At 64.3% G+C, this 17299-nt stretch carries 18 protein-coding genes; 4 read left to right on the forward strand and 14 right to left on the reverse strand.

Annotated elements, in window-relative coordinates; all coding sequences use genetic code 11:
* Nucleotides 1–183 precede the first annotated feature (183 nt).
* Nucleotides 184–1026, reverse strand: coding sequence for a DMT family transporter (locus OGL92_RS01675; RefSeq protein ID WP_263139436.1), 843 nt, complete (start codon nucleotides 1024–1026; stop codon nucleotides 184–186).
* A gap of 74 nt (nucleotides 1027–1100) precedes the next feature.
* A complete protein-coding gene (locus OGL92_RS01680) occupies nucleotides 1101–1691 on the reverse strand; it encodes an XRE family transcriptional regulator (RefSeq protein WP_263139441.1) in 591 nt (196 codons plus the stop codon).
* A gap of 64 nt (nucleotides 1692–1755) precedes the next feature.
* Here OGL92_RS01680 and rhtA point away from each other — a divergent pair, with 64 nt between their 5' ends.
* Nucleotides 1756–2631 carry a threonine/homoserine exporter RhtA gene (rhtA, locus tag OGL92_RS01685; RefSeq protein WP_263139443.1) on the forward strand — a complete coding sequence of 292 codons (876 nt, stop codon included), beginning with the start codon at nucleotides 1756–1758 and terminating at the stop codon, nucleotides 2629–2631.
* Between the two features lie 126 nt (nucleotides 2632–2757).
* A complete protein-coding gene (locus OGL92_RS01690) occupies nucleotides 2758–4530 on the forward strand; it encodes a S8 family serine peptidase (protein ID WP_263139447.1) in 1773 nt (590 codons plus the stop codon).
* Nucleotides 4531–4558: 28 nt separating this feature from the next.
* On the opposite strand, the gene OGL92_RS01695 is transcribed toward OGL92_RS01690, so the two are convergent.
* A complete protein-coding gene (locus tag OGL92_RS01695; RefSeq protein WP_263139449.1) occupies nucleotides 4559–5974 on the reverse strand; it encodes a PLP-dependent aminotransferase family protein in 1416 nt (471 codons plus the stop codon).
* A 175-nt stretch (nucleotides 5975–6149) separates the two neighbouring features.
* On the opposite strand from OGL92_RS01695, the gene OGL92_RS01700 reads away from it, so the two are divergent.
* A complete protein-coding gene (locus OGL92_RS01700) occupies nucleotides 6150–6377 on the forward strand; it encodes a DUF1127 domain-containing protein (RefSeq protein ID WP_263139452.1) in 228 nt (75 codons plus the stop codon).
* A 27-nt stretch (nucleotides 6378–6404) separates the two neighbouring features.
* Here OGL92_RS01700 and OGL92_RS01705 read toward each other — a convergent pair whose 3' ends face one another.
* Both OGL92_RS01705 and fnr read right to left on the reverse strand, forming a co-directional pair.
* Nucleotides 6405–6953: an adenine phosphoribosyltransferase gene (locus OGL92_RS01705; protein WP_263139453.1), complete on the reverse strand. Its 549-nt coding sequence runs from the start codon at nucleotides 6951–6953 to the stop codon at nucleotides 6405–6407.
* An 80-nt stretch (nucleotides 6954–7033) separates the two neighbouring features.
* On the reverse strand, nucleotides 7034–7768 hold the full coding sequence (gene fnr / locus OGL92_RS01710) for a fumarate/nitrate reduction transcriptional regulator Fnr (protein ID WP_263139456.1): 735 nt from the start codon (nucleotides 7766–7768) through the stop codon (nucleotides 7034–7036).
* Between the two features lie 147 nt (nucleotides 7769–7915).
* Between fnr and OGL92_RS01715 the strand changes: the two genes are divergently transcribed.
* Nucleotides 7916–8410, forward strand: a complete 495-nt coding sequence (locus OGL92_RS01715; protein WP_263139457.1) for a hypothetical protein — start codon at nucleotides 7916–7918, stop codon at nucleotides 8408–8410.
* A 34-nt stretch (nucleotides 8411–8444) separates the two neighbouring features.
* Here the strand turns inward: OGL92_RS01715 and hemN are convergent, their stop codons facing one another.
* The 9 genes from hemN to ccoO all read right to left on the reverse strand — a co-directional run bounded on the left by hemN (nucleotide 8445) and on the right by ccoO (nucleotide 17292).
* Entirely contained in the window at nucleotides 8445–9827 is a 1383-nt protein-coding gene (gene hemN / locus OGL92_RS01720; RefSeq protein WP_263139458.1) for an oxygen-independent coproporphyrinogen III oxidase, read from the reverse strand.
* Between the two features lie 162 nt (nucleotides 9828–9989).
* The gene (locus OGL92_RS01725) at nucleotides 9990–10673 is read right to left on the reverse strand and encodes a sulfite exporter TauE/SafE family protein (protein WP_263139460.1); all 684 of its coding nucleotides are present in this window, start codon (nucleotides 10671–10673) and stop codon (nucleotides 9990–9992) included.
* A complete protein-coding gene (ccoS, locus tag OGL92_RS01730; RefSeq protein WP_263139463.1) occupies nucleotides 10666–10875 on the reverse strand; it encodes a cbb3-type cytochrome oxidase assembly protein CcoS in 210 nt (69 codons plus the stop codon). Before ccoS ends, OGL92_RS01725 begins: the two co-directional genes overlap by 8 nt.
* 30 nt (nucleotides 10876–10905) lie before the next feature.
* Complete coding sequence (locus OGL92_RS01735) at nucleotides 10906–13314, reverse strand: heavy metal translocating P-type ATPase (protein WP_263139593.1); 2409 nt, start codon at nucleotides 13312–13314, stop codon at nucleotides 10906–10908.
* A 126-nt stretch (nucleotides 13315–13440) separates the two neighbouring features.
* Nucleotides 13441–13959 (reverse strand): FixH family protein, encoded by a 519-nt coding sequence (locus OGL92_RS01740; RefSeq protein WP_263139468.1) that lies wholly within the window; start codon nucleotides 13957–13959, stop codon nucleotides 13441–13443.
* 15 nt (nucleotides 13960–13974) lie between these two features.
* Nucleotides 13975–15390 carry a cytochrome c oxidase accessory protein CcoG gene (ccoG, locus tag OGL92_RS01745; protein WP_263139473.1) on the reverse strand — a complete coding sequence of 472 codons (1416 nt, stop codon included), beginning with the start codon at nucleotides 15388–15390 and terminating at the stop codon, nucleotides 13975–13977.
* A 133-nt stretch (nucleotides 15391–15523) separates the two neighbouring features.
* On the reverse strand, nucleotides 15524–16492 hold the full coding sequence (gene ccoP, locus OGL92_RS01750; protein WP_263139477.1) for a cytochrome-c oxidase, cbb3-type subunit III: 969 nt from the start codon (nucleotides 16490–16492) through the stop codon (nucleotides 15524–15526).
* Entirely contained in the window at nucleotides 16489–16677 is a 189-nt protein-coding gene (locus OGL92_RS01755) for a cbb3-type cytochrome c oxidase subunit 3 (protein WP_263139479.1), read from the reverse strand. Before OGL92_RS01755 ends, ccoP begins: the two co-directional genes overlap by 4 nt.
* A 6-nt stretch (nucleotides 16678–16683) precedes the next feature.
* Entirely contained in the window at nucleotides 16684–17292 is a 609-nt protein-coding gene (gene ccoO / locus OGL92_RS01760) for a cytochrome-c oxidase, cbb3-type subunit II (protein ID WP_263139481.1), read from the reverse strand.
* Between the last annotated feature and the right edge of the window lie 7 nt (nucleotides 17293–17299).

Here is a 17299-nt window from a genome sequence, read left to right on the forward strand (position 1 = left end):
TATCCGGGACCCGAGCCGCGGGGGAGCATCCGACGGAACGCGGCCCTTGCCGGGCGCATGAAATGCAGGCGCTCGCGGGTCGTTCGCGGTGCCGTCCTGGCATTCGTGCCGCCAATCGATTCGAAAGCCGTGGCGCGGCGTCCGGCGAACTACCGGTCACCGTCGATCGAGCGTGGCCGGGGTTCATGCCAGGCGCAGGGCAATGGCTCCGGCCAGGATCAGCAGGGTCGCCAGCAGGCGACGCAGCGACAGCGTTTCGCCGAGGAACAGCACGGCGATGGCGGCGGCGAACAGAATCGAGGTTTCGCGCAGGGCCGCGACCCTGGCGATCGGCGCTTGCGTCATCGCCCACAGCGCCAGGCCATAGGACGCCAGGGTACCGGCGCCGCCGAGCAGGCCAAGGTGCAGGCGCCGGCGGGCGTAGCCGGCGAAGGCCCGCGGTCGGCGCAGCAGCACCCAGCCGAGCAGGGGCAGCGCGGTGAGCAGGAAGATCCACAGGGTATAGGCCGCCGGCGAAGCCGAAAGGCGCACGCCGAGGCCGTCGATCAGGGTGTAGCTGGCGATTACCGTCGCGTTGAGCAGCGCGAGGGCGATCGTGCGGACCGGGCGCGGGGCACCGTTGTGCATGCCGCCGGCGAGGCCGAGCACGCCGCCGCCGATCGCCACGATCCCCAGCCAGGCGCTGACGGGCAGGGCTTCGCCGGTCAGTGGCAGGCTGGCCAGTGCCACCAGCAGCGGCGCGCTGCCGCGCATGAGGGGATAGGCCTGGCTCATAGCGCCGCGTCGGTAGGCGGCGGCGAGCAAGGCGAAGTAGATGACCTGGGCGACCACCGAGGCCCCCAGGTACGGCCAACTGGCCGGCGCGGGCAGCGGCAGCCAGGGCAGCGCCAGGGCGGCGATCAGGCCGGCGCAGGAGGTGATGAGTACGGTATTGAACAGCGTTTCCGTGCCGGCCTTGACCAGGGCGTTCCAGAACGCATGCAACAGCGCGGCGAACAGCACCACCGACAGCACGTACGTGGACATGGGAACCTCATGGCAGCCAACGGAACCTCGGTCTTATCCCCCGACCGGCGCGGACTTCAGATGAAACGGCCGACCTAGCTGACCACGTTGCGGACGAAACGCAACAGGCGGTCGCCGGGGTTCAGGTAGGTGTAGTACTGGTCGCTGGGGAATACCCAATGGTCGCCAGCGTCGATATCGCGGGTCAGCGCGCCGAGCGTGAGCCTCAGGCGGCCCTCCACCACATAGACCATTTCGTGCCAACCGCTTGCATCCGGCTCGGACGTATAGGTTTCGCCCGGTGCCAGGCTCCATTCCCAGAGCTCGACCTGCCGTCGCGCCGCGGTACTGGCCAGCAGCGTGGCGCGACTCGAGGGATCGCGGCCCACCCAGGCCAGGGCGTCGATATGCGAAGCGCCCGCCTGGCTGGGCGCCTGGACCAGGTCGGGGAACAGCACGCCGAGGGCTTCGGCGATCCGGTCCAGGGTGGTGAGGCTGACATTGACTTCGCCGCCTTCGATGGCCACCAGCATCCGGCGGCTCACCGACGCGGCCTGGGCCAGGGCTTCCTGGCTGAGCCCAGCCGCGCGGCGCAGCCGTTTCACATTGGCCGAGACGTGTTCGAGCACATCGGGCCGGGCATTCGTATTGGGCACTATATTGCTCATTCCATGGGTTTTGCGCATTATGCTGCACGTCGGGCAAAGGTATAGCCGCTCGTCGCCGTTTTTCCAACCCTGGATGTTTCCGATGTCTTCCGCTTCCCCACGTCTTTCGAGCCATTTGATGCCCATCGGCCTGCTGCTGGTGGCGATGCTGTCCATTCAGACCGGCGCGTCCCTGGCCAAGAGCCTGTTCCCGCTGATCGGCGCGCCGGCCACCACCACCCTGCGGCTGGTGTTTGCCGCGGTGATGCTGGCGCTGATCCTGCGCCCCTGGCGGATGCGCCTGGGGCCGGGGTCGCGTCGCTCGGTGCTGATCTACGGGATCGCCCTGGGCGGAATGAACCTGATGTTCTACATGGCCTTGCAAAGCGTACCGCTGGGGATCGCCGTAGCGCTGGAGTTCACCGGCCCGCTGGCAGTGGCGATCTGCTCGTCGCGGCGGCCCATCGACTTTCTCTGGATCGGCCTGGCGGTGCTGGGCCTGTTGCTGCTGCTCCCGCTGGGGCAGAACGTCGACGCCATCGATCCGCTTGGCGCCGCCTACGCCCTGGGCGCCGGAGTCTGCTGGGCGCTGTATATCCTCTACGGGCAAAAGGCCGGCGCCGACCACGGGACCCAGGGAGCCGCGCTGGGAGTGGCCATCGCCGCGCTGTGTGTCGCGCCCGTCGGCATCGCGGACGCCGGCAGCACACTGTTCACCCTGGCGGCGATCCCCACCGCCCTGGCCGTCGCGGTGTTGTCCACCGCCTTGCCCTACACCTTGGAAATGATCGCCCTGACCCGATTACCGGCGCGTACCTTCGGCACCCTGGCGAGTATCGAACCGGCCATCGGCGCCCTGTCCGGCCTGGTATTCCTCGGCGAACTGTTGAGCCTGACCCAGTGGTTGGCGATCGGCGCGATCATCGTTGCGTCGGTGGGGGCGATTTCTTCGACCAAGGCGGCCAGCTTGGATATTTAGACGAACTGCATGAATTTTTTATTGTGATGCTGTTCTCGTTGTGATTCGTGGGTGCGTCTGGTTATTCGCTAGTCAATTTAAGCTTCGGTTGTTTTCAATGGTTATTCGAAGGAATAAATTAAGGATATGGAAAAGATCTTCATGACTGAAATAAAGAATTTGGCGTTCGCTATCAGTCTGGCAATGGGCTTAGGTTCTGCGTTCGCTATTGCCGAGGAAGAAAAACAGTCGACTGCAAGTGCGGTAGCAAAAAATGAAAAAGGTGAGAACCTCTATATATTCAACCTGAATGAAGCTTCTGCTGCGGGTATCAGTAAGAAAACCCTGGCCTTCGAGCCCAAGGCAAAGAAAATCTCCGAGTTGGACGAAGGCGATGACTTCAGGAGCTGGCAAAGCCCTGAAGTGAGAGCCTTGGTGAAGGGGCTTGAGAGTGACTATGGCATTGTTGCCGTAACCATGACTTCGTGGTTGGGTAAAAGTTTCTCCGCATATGTGAACGAGGGCACTCTGGAAAAAATGAAGAGCGACTCTCGTATCTTGAGTTTTGAAATTTCTACTCTCAATGAGGGGGGGTTAAGTTCCTGGTCCGATTCTACCGAAGGTGGGGAAATCGTGTCTTGGGGGAAGAAGGCAGTTCGAGCCAATGATGGTATCACTACTACCGTTCCTGTCTATGTTTTGGATAGTGGTGTGTTGCCCCATACCGAGCTTAATTACACGGAACTGCCAGTGAACTTAGGTATAAGGGTAGGGGGTTATCAGCATGCGACTCACGTGGCTGGCATCATTGGCGCTCAGCGGAATAATAGCGGAGTTCGAGGTATCAATCCGGGCTCGCCCATAATTAGCGTTAATATAGGTGGGAGCGCTGACCAAACTTATATGGCTATGGATATGATACTTCGTGATAGTGAGGACAAAGGGGTTTTTGGGATACTAAATATATCGTCAAACGGTCGGGAATATACTCTGAATGGGAACTCCTTGGGTGGGCAGAAGGTCCATTTTGGTAAAAGAATAAGGAGCCTCAGTACTCGGCTTTTGGTGGTTGAGTCAGCAGGGAACACCTCAATGGGCAGAATCCCAACAGACGCATGTGAAGTTTCATATTCTTACTATCTTGATAATCTGCGTCCAAATCCCGTAGATGGAGTGCTCGTTGTAAGTGGTATAGATGAGAACGGCGCAATGGGCGTTGGTCTCGATAATAGCAATACAGATCTTGGCAATGTTAAAGTCAATGATGGCCCTTGTGTAGAGGTATGGGCTCCCGGAGCCAGAATATGGTCCACTTGGGAGAATAATACGGTGCAGTATTTGTCGGGGACATCGATGGCTGCCCCTCATATTTCCGCGCTGGCTGCGCGCTACGGTGATAAAACCACGCGTCCACCAGAGCGTGAGGCCTACATTAGAAATAAAACATTCGCGACGGGTTATAACGACACCAAAGGCATCCCCATACGCGTGCATGGTTACACGGTACCTGTACAGAAACCCATACCCTCCCGATTGAAGCCCATAGCTGTAACGACTAGCGGTGGTACCGGGGATCCAACTACCGCCTATGATGGGAAGTACCTGTCTGGGAACTTCTGGAATGCCGGCGCGCAAACGGGTTTCATACAATTCGATTTGGGGTCAGCTAAGCAAATAAAGTCACTTCGTTTAGTGCCTGCAAAGTCTCCAAGTACTGTGCCTAGGACCAGACACGAAGTCTATGTCGGCGATAACCTCAATAACTTGGCGATGGTTTCTACGATTACCGACCCCGCGGCGGAAGATCTAAATGTGATAGCTGCCGAGCTCTCTGCAACAGGTCGTTATATCCGGATTGTCACCACGGAAAGCCCAGGCTCCTGGCTTTCCTGGCGAGAAATCGAGATCTACGGAAATTGATACCAAGTGGCGCCTCTGGCGCCACTTTTCATTGTTCGTCCAGTTCCTGAATCGTTTCGCCGACCGTGCGCACCGCCTGCTCGATCTCCGCACTGGCTTTGTTCGCGTAGTTCATCCGCAGGCAATTCCGGTATTTGCCGGAGGCCGAGAAGATGCAGCCGACGGCGATCTGCACTCCGCGGGTCAGCAGCGTGCGGTTCAAGCGTAGGGTATCGAAGCTTTCCGGCAATTCGATCCACAGCATGAAGCCCCCTTGGGGATCGCTGGCCCGGGTGCCCGGCGGGAAGTAACGCATCACCCAATCGATCATCTGGTCGCGGTTGCGTTGGTACTGGCCGCGCATGCGTCGCACGTGGGGCTCGTAGTGGCCGCCGGCGATGAACTCGGCGATCGCCATCTGCGGTTGGGTGGCGGTGGCGCCGGTGCTGATGTACTTCATGTGCAGCACCCGTTCCAAGTAGCGTCCCGGGGCGATCCAGCCGATCCGCAGGCCGGGTGCCAGGGTCTTGGAAAAGGAGCTGCAGAGCAGCACCCGGCCATCCTCGTCGAAGGACTTGATGCTGCGTGGGCGCGGGTAGCGGTAGGACAGGTCGCCGTAGACGTCGTCTTCGATGATCGCCACGTCGAAGCGTTGGGCGAGTTGCAGCAGGGCGCGCTTGTTCGCTTCCGGCATGGTGTAGCCCAGCGGGTTGTTGCAGCTCGGGGTGAGTTGGATGGCCTTGATCGGCCATTGTTCGAGGGCCATTTCCAGGGCCGGCAGGCTGATGCCCTGGATCGGGTCGGTGGGCAGTTCCAGGGCCTTGATGTTGAGCCCCTTCAGGGTCTGCATGACGCCGTGGAAGCTGGGCGAGTCCAGCGCGACGATGTCGCCCGGCCCGCAGAGCGCGCGCAGGCTGGCGGATAACGCCTCGTGGCAGCCGGTGGTGACGATCAGGTCGGACGCCGTCAACTGGCAACCGGAGTCGAGCATCAGGCGAGCGATCTGTTGGCGCAACGCGTCGGTGCCGTAGATGCTGTCGTAATAGAGCCCGCGCATGTCCTGGCGCCGGCTGATGCGGCTGAGGGAGCGTAGCAGCGGCCGCAGGGTCGGCGAACCGATGTCAGGCATGCCGCGCCCGAGCTGTACCACGTCGTCCCGTGGCACCGTGCGGATCAATTCGACCACCTGTTCCCACTGGGAAATCTCCAGGGGGCGTGGCGCCGTGCGCGTGATCGCCGGGAGAGCGGGTGTCTCGCGGTTCGCCGGCACGAAATAGCCTGACTTCGGCCGCGGTGCTGCCAAGCCGTTCTCTTCCAGCAGCCGGTAGGCCTGCTGGACGGTGGTCAGGCTCACGCCGTGTTCCAGGCTGAGGGCACGCACCGACGGCAAGCGGTCGCCCGGCCGGTAGAAGCCTTGTTGGATGCGGGCGCCGAGGGTCTCGGCGAGGCTGGCATAGAGTGTCATCGCATAGACCACAGAAGTGAGAAGAGAGCGACCATACAGATCCGCCGAAAATACAAGATTCAGATGGCTATCGCGACATTGTGTATGGCTCTAATTTAGGTTTTTTGAATCTGTATCGTCTCGCTGTCTTCGCCCATCATGCCTGCACAGGCTCGAACGAGCGAAGGAGGCGGCGATGAACGGGTTGAGCGATGTACGTCTGAGCCTACGGGCAGGGGAATTGAGCGAACGAGGGACGGGGTCGATTCGAGGCGGTGCGCCGGAAATTTCCCGCTGGGGCAGGTTCTGGCTGCGTTTGCAGACCCGCCGCCGTCTGCTGGAGCTGGATGAATGGCAACTGCGCGATATCGGGCTCACTCGCAGGCAAGCCCACGAGGAGGCCTTCAAACCCTTCTGGCGTTGACCCTCGACGAGCAGGCGAGCGGTCGGCTCAGACTTCGTCGAGTGCGAAGCGGGTGAGGGCAAAGCTCGGCACGCCGGCCTCGGCCAGCCTTGCCGAGCCGCCGAGTTCCGGCAGATCGATGATGGCCGCCGCTTCCAGCAGGCTCGCGCCCATCCGGCGAACCAGGCTAGTCGCCGCCAGCAGGGTGCCGCCGGTGGCGATCAAGTCATCGAACATCAGCACCTTGTCGCCTTCGCACAGGCTGTCGGCATGCACTTCGAGGAAGGCCTCGCCGTATTCGGTGCGATACCCCTCGGCAAGCACATCCGCGGGCAGCTTGCCCTGCTTGCGGAACAGGATCAGCGGCTTGTTCAGCTCGTAGGCGATGATCGAGCCGATCAGGAAGCCCCGGGCATCCATGGCGCCGACATGGCTGAAATCCGCCTCGATGTAGCGTTGGACGAAGCTGTCCATCACCAAGCGCAGGACGCGTGGCGACTGGAACAAGGGGGTAATGTCGCGGAACACCACGCCCGCCGTGGGGAAGTCCACGACCGGGCGGATAAGCGATTTGAGGGAAAATTCGTCGAGGTTCATCGGGGGGGGCGCCATGCGAGAGGACGCACAGCGCCCGCGGCACGGGGCTGCGCAGGCGCGGCGAGTCGGAGGTGGGGGCTTCAGCCTTCCAGGCTGCCGCCGGCGAGGGCGCAGAGTTCGATCGGGTCGAGAATCTGCACTTCCTTGCCTTCGGCCGCCAGCAGCCGGTTCTGCTGGAAACGGGTGAACACCCGCGAAACGGTTTCCACGGCGAGACCAAGGTAGTTGCCGATCTCGTTGCGCGACATGGCCAGGCGGAACTGGTTGGCGGAGAAGCCGCGGGCGCGGAAGCGGGCCGACAGGTTGACCAGGAAGGTCGCGATCCGCTCGTCTGCGGTCTTCTTCGACAGCAACAGCATCATCTGCTGGTCGTCGCGGATTTCCCGGCTCATCACCCGCATCAGTTGGCGACGCAGCTGTGGCAGTTGCACCGACAGTTCGTCCAGTCGCTCGAAGGGGATTTCGCAGACCGAGGTGGTTTCCAGCGCCTGGGCCGAGACCGGATAGGCCTCGGTGTCCATGCCGGACAGCCCGACCAGTTCGCTGGGCAGGTGGAAGCCGGTGATCTGCTCCTCGCCACCGTCGGTGATGCTGAAGGTTTTCAGCGCGCCCGAACGCACCGCGAATACCGAATCGAAGCGGTCGCCCTGACGGAACAGGAACTCGCCTTTCTTCAGCGGTCGGCCGCGCTTGACGATCTCATCCAGGGAATCCATGTCCTCCATGTTCAGCGACAGCGGCAGGCACAGCGCTGCCAGGCTGCAATCCTTGCAGTGGGCTTGGGGCAGCGCGCGCACTTTGATGGTCTCGGACATGGGGGCGGAATCCTTGGAAACACACAGTGGCCGTAAGGGTACCCCAAGGAAGGTCGCCAGGACCAGCCGTGCGCGTTCCTGTCCGGTCGCTCAAGTTTTTCCGGTGGCTGACGATAGCGGGTGACGACAACCGTGAGGATCCGCGCCGTGAGCATCGAGCTACCCTCCCTGGCCACCCGCATGCCGGTTGCCGCCATGCGTCCGGGTCAGGCTTCCAACGGCGCCGCCGTCGAGGCCGACCCGGCCATGGCCCCCGCGGCAGACGGCTCGACCGAGTCGCCGCCCGCCCGGGTCGGTATCCGCGTCAGCCTGTCGGCGCTGGGCCACGCACGTTCCAGCGAAGCGAACGAGAACGACAACATCGAGAAGAGCGACCTGTCCGATACCATCAAGAGCATCCTCAAGATGATTCGCCAGCTCAAGACGCAGATGACCGAGAAACAGATCGAACTGCAGGCCATCGGCAGCGACGGTCGGCTGGACGACAACGCCCGGATCGAGCAGGCCGCGCAGAAACGCAGCGAATTGTCCTCGTTGTCCGGGTCGCTCAGCACCGCCAACTCCAGCCTGCTCGAGGCGATGCGCGAGGAAGGCCTCAGCGCCGAGCAGATGCAGACGGCTACCGCGCTGGCGATGAAGTGAGTCCGGCGGCCGGGCGTGGACCCGGCGAGTCGCTTCAGATCACCCGGGAGAAGCGCTGGTTGTTCTGTTCGGTCAGGTAGTGGTCGAACAGCATGCACACCGAGCGCGCCAGCAGGCGGCCGGCCGGGCGGATGTCGATGCCCTGGGGCGTGAGCTCGATCAAACCGTCGCTGGCCATGCGCTGCAACTGCGGCCAGAGATCGGAGAAGTAGCTGCGGAACTCGATGCCGAAGGCCCGCTCGATCTCGGCGAACTGCAACTGGAACTGGCAGATCAGCTGCTGGATCACCGCCCGCCGCAGGCGGTCGTCCTGGTTGCACAGCAGACCGCGGCTGGTGGCGAGCAGGTCGTTGTCCAGGCTGCTCTGGTAATCCGCCAGGTTGCTGGAGTTCTGGCTGTAGAGATCGCCCACCTGGCTGATCGCGGACACGCCCAGGCCTATCAGGTCGCAATGACCATGGGTGGTGTAGCCCTGGAAGTTGCGTTGCAGGCTGCCGTCTTCCTGGGCCATGGCCAGTTCGTCGTCGGGCAGGGCGAAGTGATCCATGCCGATGTAGCGGTAGCCGGCGCGGGTCAGTTGCTCGATGCTGCCCTGGAGCATCTCGAGCTTGTCCGCCGGGCTCGGCAGGTCGGCCGCGTTGATCCGCCGCTGCGGCATGAAGCGCTCGGGCAGGTGCGCATAGTTGAACACCGAGAGCCGGTCCGGCTGCAACGCGATGATTTCCTCGACGGTGCGGGCGAAGCGTTCCGGCGTCTGCCGGGGCAGCCCGTAGATCAGGTCGATGTTCACCGAGCGGTATTGCAGGGTACGCGCCGCCTCGACGATGGCGCGGGTCTCCTCGAGGCTCTGCAAGCGGTTGATCGCCCGCTGCACCGAAGGGTCGAGGTCCTGCACGCCGAGACTGACGCGGTTGAAGCCCAGTTCGCGCAGCAGGCCCATGGTCGACCAGTCGGCCTCGCGCGGGTCGATCTCGATGCCGTAGTCGCCGGAGTCGTCGTCGAGCAGGTTGAAATGGCTGCGCAGGTGCGCCATCAGCCGGCGCAGTTCGTCGTGGCTGAGGAACGTCGGGGTACCGCCGCCGAAGTGCAACTGCTCGACTTTCTGCGCGGGGTCGAGGTGGCAGGCCACCAGTTCGATCTCCCGCTCCAGCCGCTCCAGGTAGGGCAGGGCGCGGCCGCGATCCTTGGTGATCACCTTGTTGCAGGCGCAGTAGTAGCAGATGTTCGCGCAGAACGGCACGTGCACGTAGATCGACAGCGGCCGCTGGGCCTTGCGGCTGTCGCGCAAGGCGTGGAGGAGGTCGAAGGAACCGACGCGTTGGTTGAATTGCACCGCGGTCGGGTAGGAGGTGTAGCGCGGACCCGATTGATCGTAGCGGCGGATCAGATCGGTGTCCCAGCGGATGGCGTCGAGCATGCGGGCATTCCCCGGTTTGGCAAGCAGTGACCCGAAGTCTAGGGACGCCTCGGCGAGGGCAGCTTGATTTGAATCAAGGGAGCGGGGTATGCGACACCTTGTCAGCTTGAACGGTCGGCGAAACCGCGGCGACAGCGGGTGCGTGCAGGACCTCGAGCCGGCTCAGTGACCCATCAGCCAGTGCTGGTGCGGGCCCGGCAGGGTCCAGAGGCCGAACACCATGATCAGCAGGCCGCCGGCGACGCGTACGCCGCGCCGTTGCAGCACGCGCTTCAGGCGCTCGGCGGCGAGGCCGGTGGCCAGCAGCACCGGCCAGGTGCCGAGACCGAAGGCCAGCATCAGCGCCCCGCTGTCCAAGGCCGAGCCCTGGCTGGCGGCCCACAGCAGGGTGCTGTAGACCAGCCCGCAGGGCAGCCAGCCCCAGAGGGCGCCGAGCAACAGGGCGCGCGGCACGCTGGAGACCGGCAGCAGGCGCCGGGCGAGGGGTTGCAGGTGGCGCCAGAGTCCGCGCCCGACCGCCTCGATGCGCGTCAGGCCGCTCCACCAGCCCGCCAGGTAGAGCCCCATGGCGATCAACAGCAGGGCGGCGATCACCCGCAGCGCCATGGCCGCCGGGCTGCTGGCCAGCGCCCAGCCGGCCAGGCCAACGAGGACGCCCGCCGCGGTGTAGCTGAGCACCCGCCCGAGGTTGTAGGCGAGCAGCAGGCGCAGGCGGCGCCCGCGCTGCTCGGCGGGGATGGCCAGGGTCAGGGCACCCATCAGGCCGCCGCACATGCCCAGGCAATGGCCGCCGCCGAGCAGGCCGAGAATCAGCGCGGACACCAGCAGCGGTGCCAGTTCAGGCACGGGGTTCGTCCTTGCCGGCGGCATGGCGCTCGGCTTCCTCGACACCGGCCTTGTGGCTGGGGTCTTCGTCGTCGAACAGGATGCTGTGGGCGGGACCGTCCATGTCGTCGTACTGACCGTTATCCACGGCCCAGAACAGCAGCCAGATGGCCAGGCCGACGATGATCACGGCAATGGGGATCATGACGTAGAGTGCGGTCATCGGAACTCCGGGAGAGGGCTGCCGGTCGGCTCAGGCAGCCGGCGCGCGATTGAGCCGCAGGGCGTTGAGCACCACCAGCAGCGAGCTGAGGGACATGCCCAGGGCCGCCCAGACCGGCGTGACCCAGCCGCAGGCGGCGAAGGGCAGAACCAGGCCATTGTACAGGCTCGCCCAGGCCAGGTTCTCGATGATCACCCTGCGCGTGCGGCGCGCCATGTCGAACGCCTGCACCAGGCTGTCCAGCCGGTTGGACAGCAGCACCGCGTCGGCGCTGGTCTTCGCCAGGTCGGTGGCGGAGCCCATGGCCACGCTGATGTCCGCGCCGGCCAGCACCGGTACGTCGTTCACCCCATCGCCGAGCATCAGCACCCTTCGACCCTTCGCGTGCAGGTCACGAAGGACCGCCAGCTTGGCGTCGGGCGCGAGGCCGCCGCGGGCGTCGGCGATGCCCAGGCGCGTGGCGATCTCCGCGACCATCGGCGAGCTGTCGCCGGACAACAACAGAATTTCCCAGCCCTTGGCCTGGCAGGCTTGGATCAGCCGCGCAGCGTCTTCGCGCAGGCGGTCGTCCAGCACCAGCCAGGCCAGCGGACCCTGGGCATCGCCGAGCAGCAGCCACTGGCCGTTGCGGCCGGGAATCGCCGGCGCGGGGCTGCCGGCCAGCGCCGCGACGAACGCCGGCTGGCCGATGCGCAGGAGACGCCCCTCGACCCAGCCCTCCAGGCCAAGGCCGGGCACGCTGTCGACCCGTTCGGCGGCCGCCGGCGCCTTGCCGAATGCGCGGGCGATGGGGTGTTCGGAGCGGTTTTCCAGGGCTGCCGCCAGGCCCAGGCAGGCGTCCGCATCCCATTCCCGCAGCGGATGGATCGCGCTCAGGGTGAGGCGCCCTTCGGTGAGGGTGCCGGTCTTGTCGACGATCAGGGTATCGATGCGGTTCAGGCCTTCCAGCACGTGCCCGCGGGTCAGCAGCAGGCCCAGCCGGTGCAGGCTGCCGGTGGCGGCGGTGAGGGCGGTCGGGGTCGCCAGGGACAGCGCGCAGGGGCAGGTGGCGACCAGCATCGCCAGGACGATCCAGAAGGCCCGCTGCGGGTCGATCTGCCACCAGGCCAGGCCGACCGCCACGGCGGCCAGCAGGACCACCAGCAGGAACCACTGCGCCACCTGGTCGGCCAGCTCCGCCAGGCGCGGCTTGTCGGCCTGGGCGCGTTCCAGCAGGCGGACGATGGCCGACAGCCGGGTATCGTCGCCCAGGGCGCGGACCTCCACGGTGAGCGGACCCTCGACGTTCAGCGTGCCGGCGGTGACCGCATCGCCGACGCCCCTTGGCAAGGGCAGGTATTCGCCGCTGAGCAGCGATTCGTCGATGCTGGACTGGCCGCTGAGGATCAGCCCGTCCGCCGGCAGCAAGGCGCCGGGTTGCACCAGCACGCGATCGCCCACCTGAAGTTCGCCGAGCAGGATGCGTTCGCTCTGGCCCCGCGGATCGAGACGTAGGCAGGACGCCGGCAACAGGTTGACCAGTTGCGCGGTGGCCGCCGCGGTCCGCTCCCGGGCCCGGCGTTCCAGGTAGCGGCCGGCGAGGAGGAACAGTGCGAACATGCCCACCGCGTCGAAATACAACTCGCCCACGCCGGTCACCGTCGACCAGATGCCCGCCAGGTAGGCGCCGCCGATGGCCAGGGACACCGAGACGTCCATGGTCAGGTGGCGGGTGCGCAGGTCGCGCAGGGCGCCGCGGAAGAACTGTCCGCAGCAGTAGAAGACGATGGGCGTGGTGAGGAACAGGCTGATCCAGCGCAGGATGGTGTCGAGCTCGGCGGACAGGTCCAGGTTGAATTCCGGCCAGGTGGCCATCGCCGCCATCATGACTTGCATCCACAACAGGCCGGCCACGCCCAGTTGCCGCAGCGCGCGGCGGTTTTCCCGGTGCAGGCGTTCGGCGGCTTCATCGGCCTTGTAGGGGTGCGCGGCATAGCCGATCCGCCGCAGCTCGGCAAGCAAGCGGCTGAGGGGCAGGGTACTGTCCGCCCAACGCACGTTCAGCCGGTGGTTGGAGAGATTCAGCGAAGCTTCGGCGACGCCTTCCAGGCGGCGCAGGTGCTTTTCGATCAGCCAGCCGCACGCCGCGCAACTGATGCCCTCGATCAGCAGGCAGGCCTGCGCCAGGTCTCCTTGGTGCTCGACGAAGGGCCGCTGTACGTCCTCCCGGTCGAGCAGGGCGATTTCCTCGGGCAGCGCCTGGGGCAGGGCATCGGGATTGGTCGAGGTCTCGCTGCGATGCTGGTAGTAGCTTTCCAGCCCGCCGGCCACGATGGCTTCCGCCACGGCCTGGCAGCCGGGGCAGCAGAGCGGCCTTTTCTCGCCGAGGATCAGCGCCTCGAAGCGTTGGCCGACGGGAACCGGCAGGCCGCAGTGGTAACAGGGCGTGGGCGTCGACATGGCGGAACCGGGTGGAGTGGAGAGGGAACCCATGGGGCGATCATGCCCGATACGACCGCGAGGATGGATTTCGCGGCCCTGGCGCTTGCGGGCGACCGAGAGAGTCGCCCGCCGCCATGCCCGGGATCAGTGGCCGACCGGGCCTTCGTCGCCGAGCAGGAGCGGCTTGCCGGTCTCGATGGTTTCTTCCTCGAACAGCCGCCATTCCTGGCTGCCCTCGTTTCCGAGCAATTCGACGAAGCGCCGGCCCTGCACGGCATCCTGCATCATGCCGCGGTACAGGCCGTTCTCGACGGGTTGCATCACGATCCGGCGATCGCGTTCCGGCTGGGTCGGCGAGATCAGGTTGAGCGTCAGTTGCGCCGGATGGCTGTTGCCTTCCAGGGTGAGTTCGGCGACGCCGCTGTCCTCGTCGAGGGTGATGCGGCCGTGGAGCTTCAGGCGCTCGGCGAACTTCTCCCGCTCCAGCGACTGGTTGATGCCCTTGCCGGCGTCGTAGTAGTCGGTCACCACCAGGCTGTCGCTCTGGCGGATGGAAATGACCAGCAACGACAGCCCGATCACCACCGAGCAAGCCAGCAAACCGATGATGAACCAGGGCCAGAACTGCTTGTACCAGGGCTTGAATTGCACGTCAGCTTGCATGGATAACCTTGTCTGTCAGCGAACGCTGGGGCCGATGAAACGGCTCTCGGCATCGGTGTGGATGGACTCGTCGTCCGGGGAGCGTATCTGGAACCTCACCTGGTTGGTGCTCGACGGCATCTTCTCGGGATCGACGGACAGCTCCACCGGTATCGACAGCACTTCGCCGGCGCTGGCATGGACTTCCTGCTTCCCTTCGTAGACCAGGCCTTCCAGCCCGTCCGCCTGGATCACGAAGGTGAGGTCGCGCTGGGCCTTGTTCATGATCTTCAGGGTGTAGACGTTCTCGATCCTGCCCTGCTCGTTCTCCCGGTAGAGCACCCGGTCCTTGAGCACGTCCAGCTCCACCAGCGAGCGGGTGGCGATGGCATAGGCCAGTACGCTCATCATCGCCACCAGGGCCATGGCGTAGCCGATCAGCCGCGGGCGTACGAGCTGAGTCTGCTGCCCGGAGAGGTTGTGTTCGGTGGTGTAGCTGATCAGCCCGCGCGGGTAGTTCATCTTGTCCATGATGGTGTCGCAGGCATCGATGCAGGCGGCGCAGCCGATGCACTCGATCTGCAGGCCGTCACGGATGTCGATGCCGGTGGGGCAGACCTGGACGCACATGGTGCAGTCGATGCAGTCGCCGAGGCCCTGGGCCTTGTAGTCGATGCCTTTCTTGCGCGGTCCCCGTTTTTCGCCACGCCGTGGGTCGTAGGACACGATGAGGGTGTCCTTGTCGAACATCACGCTCTGGAAACGCGCGTAGGGGCACATGTAGATGCACACCTGCTCGCGCAGCCAGCCGGCGTTGCCGTAGGTCGCCAGGGTGAAGAAACCGATCCAGAAAACCGCCCACTCATCGGCCTGGAAGGTCAGCAACTGCGGGATCAGGTCGCGGATCGGATAGAAGTAGCCGACGAAGGTCAGGCCGGTGGCCAGGCCGATCAGCAGCCAGAGGCCATGCTTGGCGGTCTTGCGCATCAGCTTGGCGCCGCTCATGGGCGTCTTGTCGAGTTTCATGCGCTGGTTGCGGTCGCCTTCGGTGACCTTCTCGCACCACATGAAGACCCAGGTCCAGACGCTCTGCGGGCAGGTGTAACCACACCAGACGCGCCCGGCGAACACCGTGATGAAGAACAGGCCGAAGGCCGCGATGATCAGCAGGGCGGAGAGCAGGACGAAGTCTTGTGGCCAGAAGGTGGCGCCGAAAATGTAGAACTTGCGCTCCGGCAGATCCCACCAGACGGCTTGGTGGCCGCCCCAGTTGATCCACACCGTGCCGAAGTAGAGCAGGAACAGGAACGCCCCGCCCGCCATGCGCAGGTTGCGGAAAAGACCGGTGAAGGCGCGGGTATAGATTTTTTCCCGGCTGGCGTAGAGATCGACGGTTTCGGCAGGTTTGGGGCGAGGAGGGGTGACGTCTTGTACGGGGATTTGTTCGCTCATTCGATGCGTACCACGGCGGATGATTTGTGCTCCGGCCGATGCGTGCCGACCGGAGTCATTTACCTGCTGTATATGGTACGCCTGCACCCCCCGATTCAAGTGCGACAGGACGTCGCGCTTGAATGGGAAGGATTCACTTTTGTTCCGCTTTGTGCGACAGGCTGTACACGTAGGCCGCCAGCAGGTGGACCTTGTCATTGCCCAGCAGATGTTCCTGGGTGGGCATCTGACCGTTACGACCGTAACGGATGGTCTGTTGCAGTTGCGCGAAGCTGGTGCCGTAGATGAACGCCGGGGCGTCGGTCAGGTTCGGCGCGCCCATGGCAGGCATGCCGTGGCCTTGCGGCCCGTGGCAGGCCACGCAGTTGGCGGCGAAGATCTTCTGGCCCGCGTCCACGTCGGCCTTGGCGTTCTCCGGCAGCTTGCGACCGGCCAACTGGGTCAGCACGTACGCCGCGACGTTGTGCACGCCTTCTTCACCGAGGATTTCGCCCCAGGCCGGCATGGCCGCCTGACGACCGCCCATGATGGTGGTCTTGATGGTGGCCGGCTCGCCACCCCAACGCCATTCGTTGTCGGTGAGGTTGGGGAAACCATAGGCGCCCTTGGCATCGGAACCGTGGCAGACCGCGCAGTTGGAAGCGAACAAACGTCCGCCCATCTTCAGCGCCTGCTCGTCCTGGGCCACCGCCTCGATGGGCATCGCTGCGAACTTGGCGAAGATCGGGCCGTATTGCTTATCGGCCTTGAACATCTCCTTTTCCCACTGGTGGACGCCTGTCCAGCCCGGCTGGTTGTCGGAGAACGCGGTCTTGCTGTCCGCATCGACGACGTCGTAGCCAGGGAAGATGCCTTTCCAGTTGCCCATGCCCGGGTAGAGCACCAAGTAGCCGACGGCGAATACCAGGGTGGCGACGAACAGCATGAACCACCATTTCGGCAGTGGGTTGTCGTATTCCTCGATCCCGTCGAAAGAGTGGCCGACGGTCTCGTCGGTGGGGTTTTCGCGCTGGCCGCGGCGAGTCGCGAAGATCAGCCAGGTCAGCCCGATCAGGGTGCCGCTGGTGAGTATGGTTACGTACCAACTCCAGAACGTGGTCATTCGTGCTTACTCCTAGACGCTTGCTCGTCACGCGCGTGGGTCTGGGTCTCGTCGTCGGCGAAGGGCAGGTTGGCGGCTTCGTCGAAGCTCGATTTGCGCTTGCCGTTGTAAGCCCAGAACACGACGCCGATGAAGGCGACGAACACCAGTACGGTTCCTAGGCCGCGAAGAGTCCCGATATCCATCGTGCGTTACCGTTTGTTCTTGATTGAGGTGCCGAGGCCTTGCAGGAATGCGACCAGCGCATCCATCTCGGTCTTGCCCTTGACGGCAGCCTTGGCGCCGGCGATGTCATCGTCGGTATAAGGCACGCCCACGGTACGCAGCGCTTCCAGTTTGGCGGCGGTGTGCTGGCCGTCGAGACGGTTTTCCACCAACCAGGGGTAAGCGGGCATCTTCGACTCGGGCACCACGTTGCGCGGGTTGTACAGGTGCGCGCGGTGCCAGTCGTCCGAGTAGCGGCCGCCGACGCGGGCCAGGTCCGGGCCGGTACGCTTGGAGCCCCAGAGGAAGGGGTGGTCCCAGACGCTTTCGCCGGCGACGGAGTAGTGGCCATAGCGCTCGGTCTCGGCGCGGAACGGGCGGATCATCTGCGAGTGGCAGCCGACGCAGCCCTCGCGGATATAGATGTCGCGACCTTCCACTTCCAGCGCGCTGCGCGGTTTCATGCCTTCGACGGGCGTGTTGGTCACGCCCTGGAAGAACAACGGCACGATCTGCACCAGGCCGCCGATGCTCACAGCGAGGATCATCAGCAGGGCCATCAGACCGATATTCTTTTCAACGAGTTCGTGTTGCATGACGGTC

Origin of the sequence: Pseudomonas sp. RIT-PI-AD (assembly GCF_025642785.1) — a bacterium.
Lineage (GTDB): Bacteria > Pseudomonadota > Gammaproteobacteria > Pseudomonadales > Pseudomonadaceae > Pseudomonas_T.

Coding starts and splice junctions, on each gene's coding strand:
- OGL92_RS01675 (WP_263139436.1), bottom strand. CDS start 1,026: ATGTCCACGTACGTGCTGTCGGTGGTGCTGTTCGCCGCGCTGTTGCAT.
- OGL92_RS01680 (WP_263139441.1), bottom strand. CDS start 1,691: ATGCGCAAAACCCATGGAATGAGCAATATAGTGCCCAATACGAATGCC.
- rhtA (WP_263139443.1), top strand. CDS start 1,756: ATGTCTTCCGCTTCCCCACGTCTTTCGAGCCATTTGATGCCCATCGGC.
- OGL92_RS01690 (WP_263139447.1), top strand. CDS start 2,758: ATGGAAAAGATCTTCATGACTGAAATAAAGAATTTGGCGTTCGCTATC.
- OGL92_RS01695 (WP_263139449.1), bottom strand. CDS start 5,974: ATGACACTCTATGCCAGCCTCGCCGAGACCCTCGGCGCCCGCATCCAA.
- OGL92_RS01700 (WP_263139452.1), top strand. CDS start 6,150: ATGAACGGGTTGAGCGATGTACGTCTGAGCCTACGGGCAGGGGAATTG.
- OGL92_RS01705 (WP_263139453.1), bottom strand. CDS start 6,953: ATGAACCTCGACGAATTTTCCCTCAAATCGCTTATCCGCCCGGTCGTG.
- fnr (WP_263139456.1), bottom strand. CDS start 7,768: ATGTCCGAGACCATCAAAGTGCGCGCGCTGCCCCAAGCCCACTGCAAG.
- hemN (WP_263139458.1), bottom strand. CDS start 9,827: ATGCTCGACGCCATCCGCTGGGACACCGATCTGATCCGCCGCTACGAT.
- ccoS (WP_263139463.1), bottom strand. CDS start 10,875: ATGACCGCACTCTACGTCATGATCCCCATTGCCGTGATCATCGTCGGC.
- OGL92_RS01735 (WP_263139593.1), bottom strand. CDS start 13,314: ATGTCGACGCCCACGCCCTGTTACCACTGCGGCCTGCCGGTTCCCGTC.
- OGL92_RS01740 (WP_263139468.1), bottom strand. CDS start 13,959: ATGCAAGCTGACGTGCAATTCAAGCCCTGGTACAAGCAGTTCTGGCCC.
- ccoG (WP_263139473.1), bottom strand. CDS start 15,390: ATGAGCGAACAAATCCCCGTACAAGACGTCACCCCTCCTCGCCCCAAA.
- ccoP (WP_263139477.1), bottom strand. CDS start 16,492: ATGACCACGTTCTGGAGTTGGTACGTAACCATACTCACCAGCGGCACC.
- OGL92_RS01755 (WP_263139479.1), bottom strand. CDS start 16,677: ATGGATATCGGGACTCTTCGCGGCCTAGGAACCGTACTGGTGTTCGTC.
- ccoO (WP_263139481.1), bottom strand. CDS start 17,292: ATGCAACACGAACTCGTTGAAAAGAATATCGGTCTGATGGCCCTGCTG.